Source organism: uncultured Nevskia sp., assembly GCF_903885465.1.
Lineage (GTDB): Bacteria > Pseudomonadota > Gammaproteobacteria > Nevskiales > Nevskiaceae > Nevskia.
Genome location: NZ_CAISIQ010000312.1, coordinates 1 through 5,367 on the forward strand (window position 1 = coordinate 1; position 5,367 = coordinate 5,367).

Sequence of the window (5,367 nt, forward strand, 5' to 3'; positions counted from 1 at the left end):
CCACTTCTCCAGCAACGAGGTTTCGCTGTAGCCGATCGAGCCGCACAGCTCGATGGCCTTCAGCGCAACGTCGACACAGGTGCGGCCGGCCTTGGCTTTCGCCATCGACGCCTGTAGCGAGTTCGGCTTGCGGTTGTCGGCCATCCACGCGGCCTGCAGGGTCAGCAGGCGCGCGGACTCGTAGTCCGCTTCCATGCCGATGAACTGCGCAGCGGCAGCGCTCTGGGTGATCACCGGCGCGTGGTAGTCGATGACCACGCCAGCGGCTTCGAGCACGCGGCGCGTTTCTTCGAGCACGGCGCGAGTCAGGCCCAGGGCCATGCCGGCAACCAGCGGACGGGTGTTGTCGAAGGTCTGCATGACGCCGGCAAAACCCTTTTCGACGTTCACTTCCGGATCGCCGAGCAGATTCTTCGCTGGCACCCGCACGTCTTTCAGCACGAAGGCTGCGGTGTCCGAAGCGCGAATGCCGAGCTTGTGTTCGAGGCGCACCAGTTCGAAGCCCGGCGTGCCCTTTTCGACGACGAAGCTCTTGATCGCGGCGCGGCCGATGTTCCTGTCCAGCGTCGCCCAGACCACCACCAGTTCGGCGCGATCGCCGGCGGTGACGTAGATCTTTTCGCCGTTGAGGATGTAGTCGTCACCATCCTTGACCGCGGTGGTGCGGATTGCCGCGGAGTCCGAACCACAGCCCGGCTCGGTGATCGCCATCGCGGCCCAGCGGCCCTTGAAGCGCTCCAGCTGTTCCTCGTTGGCCACTGACGCGATCGCCGAATTGCCGAGGCCCTGGCGGGGCATCGACAGCAGCAGGCCGACATCGCCCCAGCACAGTTCCATGACGCCGACCAGCGACGACAGATTGGAACCGTTGCGGTTCTCGTCGCTGTCTTCACGGGTGCCGCGGCCGACACCTGCAGCGCCGGCTCCAGCCGCGCCACCACCGTCGGTCATGCCGTCGAGCAGCGAAGCGAGCATGTCCAGCTCTTTCGGATAGGCGTGTTCGGCAAGATCGTACTTGCGCGAGATCGGCCGGAAGATTTCCTTCGCAACCTGGTGCGCCTGCATCGTCAGCGCGGAAAACTTCTTGGGAGATTCGAGATTGATCATGGGTGTTCGTGTCCGTTAAACGAGAACGACGCCTTCCATCACGCCGACCGCGCGCAGATCGCGGTACCAGCGTTCGGCCGGGTGTTCCTTGATGAAACCGTGGCCGCCGAGCAGCTGCACGGCGTCGGAGCCGATCACCACGCCCTTGTCGGCGCAGAGCTTGCGGGCGATCGCGGTTTCGCGAGCGAAGTCCAGGCCCTGTTCGGCGCGTGAGGCGGCACGCAAGGTGGCGAGACGCATGCCTTCCAGTTCGATGCCGATGTTGGCGATGTTGAAGGCCACCGACTGGCGATGGCTGATCGGCTCGCCGAAGGCGACGCGCTCGTTGACGTAGGGAATCAGATAATCGAGCGCGGCCTGGCCGCAGCCCACGGCGAGCGCGCACCAGGCGATGCGGCTCAAGGAAATGCATTCGGCGTAGACCTCCGCCGCGCCGTCGGCGAGCAGGGCGTCGCCTGGCAATTCGACGTTGGTCAGCGTCACCGTGCCGGTGGCGGCCGCACGCAGACCCATCGCTGGTTCGGCGTCGATCTTCAAGCCGGCAGCCGAGGCTTCGACGATGAACAGCGCCGGGCCCGCGCCTTCGAGCTGGGCGGCGATGATGAACAACTCGGCCGTTGCCGCCAGCGGCACCAGCGCCTTGACGCCGTTCAGTACATAACCGCCAGCCTTCTTCTTCGCCGTGGTCTGCAACTCGAACGGATTGAACAGCGCGCGCGGCTCCTGGATCGCCAGCGCCGCAGGCGGCAGCGACTCGCCGGTGAATGCCGGCAGGTACTTGGCCTGCTGGTGCTCGTCGCCCCAGAGCACTAGCGCGGTCGATACCGCACTCGGCGCCAGGCAGGCCACGGCTAGACCAAGATCACCCTGCGCCATCGCTTCGTGGACCAGAACGTTGGTGACGGCCGAGCGCTCGGCGCCGGCGCCGCCGAGTTCTTCCGGAATGCCCATAAGTGCCACGCCGAGTTCGGCAGCCTGGGTCAGCAAAGCCGCTGGCGTGCTGCAGGCGGTATCGGCAGCGACGGCGGCTGGCCGCAGCTGTTCGTTGGCGAAAGCCAGCACGGCGTCGCGCAACATCTGCTGCTCGTCGCTCGGGGTGAGATCGAACAAGGCCCGGCCCGACGCCTTCGGCAGCCTGGCTGGCTTGGCCAGTTTCTGCACGGCGACGAACTGGCGGCCGACCCTGTCGGCGGCGCGAAAGGCGTTCTTCGAGGTCAGAAACAGCAGGCGCTCGGCCGGCTTGCGCAGGCCGAAACGATCGATCAAGGGCGACGCGGATACGCGGTTGAGAATGCGCAGACCACGGCCCATCAGGGCATCAGCAGTACTCATGAGGTTTTCTTCTTGGGGAACGTTTTGACAGGAATTTTCAGGGTCAGCGCTTCGCCAGTGCGAGCCAGGAAGCGTTCGATCAGCGTCGTCATCTTGTTGACGATGAACGGGCCGGCCAGCGGCCGATACAGCAGTGGAACGGGAACGTCGTGCATGACGCCTTCGACCTTGAACAGCATTTCGGTCTGTGCGCCCTTTTTGGCGAGACGAATCTCGCCACCGATGAGTGCGTTGCCATGGCCTTTCAGCGGCTGCCAGCGGATCGCACCGGCATCGCGGTCGATCTCGTAGCGGGCGGCGTAGCTGAGGTCATGAGCGATCTTTGCGATGCGCACGCCCATGGTCCGCATTTCCCAAAGGTAGCTGTCATCGGCAAGCCGAGTCAGTTTCTTCAGGTTCGGGAAGCGGCCGATGGTGCCTTCGAGATCGTCGAGCAGCTTCATGGCGCGGGCATGGTCGATCGGCAGCAGCAGACGGCGTTCGATGTCGAGGTTGATGTTCACGAGTGGCGGGTAGTTACATGTTTCGTCATCCGCGCGCAGGCGGGGATCCAGTTTCGACGGTTCGACTCTGCCAGCCAGAACTGGATTTCCGCCTCCACGGGAATGACAAAGTGGGCGAGGACAGCATTCACAGTCGTAGCTCTCCAGCGATGAGCTTTGCTTGCAGCGAGACAGTCAGCTTCCGATAGCTATCGCCGTCGAGCACGTAGAGCGGTTCGCTGATTTGTTCGAGATCGAAGCCTTCTCGCTTCAGATCGACCTTGCGGTACTTGAACGTCGCGGTGACTTCCTGCTCCTTGCGCAGCCGGATGAACAGCGGCACGGCGTAGGCGGGCAGGGCGGCGCGCAGGGCGGTGGCAATGCGCTTGCCATCGAAACGCTTCGCGGTGCAGCTCAGGGACGCCATGCCGGCGCGACCATCGGTGCCGGGCACCTCGACGCCGTAGACGACGGCTTGGTCGATGCCATCGATCTGGTTCAGCGCGGCTTCCACTTCGGTGGTCGCGACGTTCTCGCCTTTCCAGCGGAAGGTGTCGCCCACCCGGTCGACGAACTGGATGTGGCGCAGGCCCTGGTCGCGGACCAGATCGCCGGTGTTGAACCAGCAATCGCCCTTCTTGAACACATCGCGCAGCAGCTTGGCTTCGTTGGCGCGCTTGTCGGTGTAGCCATCGAACGGTGCCCGTTCGCTGACTTCGGAGATCAGCAGGCCGACGCCGCCGCTGGCGACTTTGGTCAGCCGGCCCTTGGCGTCACGAACCGCGTTTTCGGCGTCGGTATCGAACTCGACGATGGCGTAACTGAGCGGACAGAAGCCAGCGGTCTTCGACAGATTGAAGCCGTTGACGAAAGCCAGGTTCGATTCGCTGGCGCCGTAGAACTCGGCGATCCGCTCGATGCCGAAGCGGTTCTGGAACTCGTCCCAGATCTCCGGCCGCAGGCCGTTGCCGACCATCAGCCGTACCTGATGCTGACGATCCTTGGGGCTCGGCGGCTGGTTCAGCAGATAGCGGCACAGCTCGCCGATGTAGCAGAACGCGGTGGCCTCATGGCTGCGGATCTCGTCCCAGAACTTCGAGGCGGAGAATTTGCGCGACAAGGCGAGGGCGGCGCCATCGGCCAGCACCGCACCCCAGCAGACCGTCAGCGCATTGTTGTGATAAAGCGGCAGCGCGCAGTACAGGGTGTCGCCGCCATGCAGCCGCAGAGTCATCTGGCCGAGACCGGCCATGCCGCGCTGCCAGCGGTAGTGGCTCATTACCGAAGCCTTGGGCAGGCCGGTGGTGCCCGACGTGAAGATGTGGAAAGCGGGTTCCTTGAGCTGGATCGTCGCGGTTTCCGGCGGATTGCCGGACGGCTGGCGATCGCATTCGGCTGACCAGTCGAGCCAGCCCTTGGGCGTTTCGGCGCCGTCCCAGCATTTCACGCAAGCAGCATCGAGTGCCTGTTCGCCGTCGAGCGAAGCAACGGCCTCGGCGCATTCTTCGCCGGCGATCAGCAGGCTGGGCTTGCTCAACTGCAGGGAGTGGGCGAGTACCTTGCCGCGCTGGTTGTGGTTGAGCATCGCGGCAACGGCACCGAGCTTGACCACGCCGGCAATCGCCGCGAGCGTTTCCGGCCGGTTGCTGCTGATGATCGCGACCACCTGGCCGCGCTTCACCCCAGCGGCGCGGCAGGCCGCAGCACAGCGGTTGGCCCAGGCATTGAATTCGGCATAGGTCCAGCGCCGGTCGTCGAACTTCAGCGCTATCGCATGCGGCGTCGCGTCGGCGAGTTTCTGCAGCTGCAGGCCGATCGACCCGATCGAGGTCGGCTTGCAGAGCGCCAGATTCCATAAGCCGCGCTGCACGGTCAGTACCTCGGGCAGCGTGGCGATCACGCCCTTGAGCAGATCGCCTAGCCGGATTAGGTCCCCGGAACGCTTTGCGCTCACGCCGCTTGCGCCTGTGATGCCGGCCGCCGGACTCGGCTGCCATTCAATCGCGGCAGAGCGGTCCGGCACGGCCGGCGGACAGTCGACCACACAGAAAGCCGGTCACGGCGTTCGATCAGGGTGCTGACACGACCTGTCGGACGGGTCTTGTGGGTCATCGCGATGGGCTCCTCGTCGCTGGGTTCAGCAAAGTGCGGCGAATAATGGAACAACTGTTCACAAAGTTCCAGCGCCGTGCGTCAGCAGCGAATTCCGGGTCTCCAGAAAACTTCGCTCGGAAGCCTTTTTCGCGACGCATTTCTGACGCGATTCCAAAGCCTTACGCGAGTTTTCGAGAGTGCAATTCCCAAGCCAAAACCGCTGTTCTTCAAGAACAAACCGTTGATCGTTGTAGATAGCTAGTCGTTTTTTTTACCTATTAATGTTCGCTCACTCCAGTCGCATTCCCAACCCCTGCACCGACGAGCCCGAACATGAAAATCCACTCCCTGA

4 protein-coding genes are annotated in these 5,367 nt (G+C 63.8%); all 4 read right to left on the bottom strand.

What is annotated here, in order from left to right; all coding sequences use genetic code 11:
- Positions 1-1,107 (bottom strand): acyl-CoA dehydrogenase family protein (locus QZY06_RS12165; RefSeq protein ID WP_295684662.1); only part of this gene is annotated, 1,107 nt, incomplete at its 3' end.
- A 15-nt stretch (positions 1,108-1,122) separates the two neighbouring features.
- Positions 1,123-2,418, bottom strand: coding sequence for an acyl-CoA dehydrogenase family protein (locus QZY06_RS12170; protein WP_367275626.1), 1,296 nt, complete (start codon positions 2,416-2,418; stop codon positions 1,123-1,125).
- 17 nt (positions 2,419-2,435) lie between these two features.
- Positions 2,436-2,942, bottom strand: a complete 507-nt coding sequence (locus QZY06_RS12175; protein ID WP_295684666.1) for a hypothetical protein — start codon at positions 2,940-2,942, stop codon at positions 2,436-2,438.
- 127 nt (positions 2,943-3,069) lie between these two features.
- Positions 3,070-4,875, bottom strand: coding sequence for a long-chain-acyl-CoA synthetase (locus QZY06_RS12180; RefSeq protein WP_295684668.1), 1,806 nt, complete (start codon positions 4,873-4,875; stop codon positions 3,070-3,072).
- Positions 4,876-5,367 lie beyond the last annotated feature (492 nt).

What these genes read in the sequence shown, in the direction of transcription:
- QZY06_RS12170 (WP_367275626.1), bottom strand. Translation starts at nt 2,418, where the DNA reads ATGGGCCGTGGTCTGCGCATTCTCAACCGCGTATCCGCGTCGCCCTTG.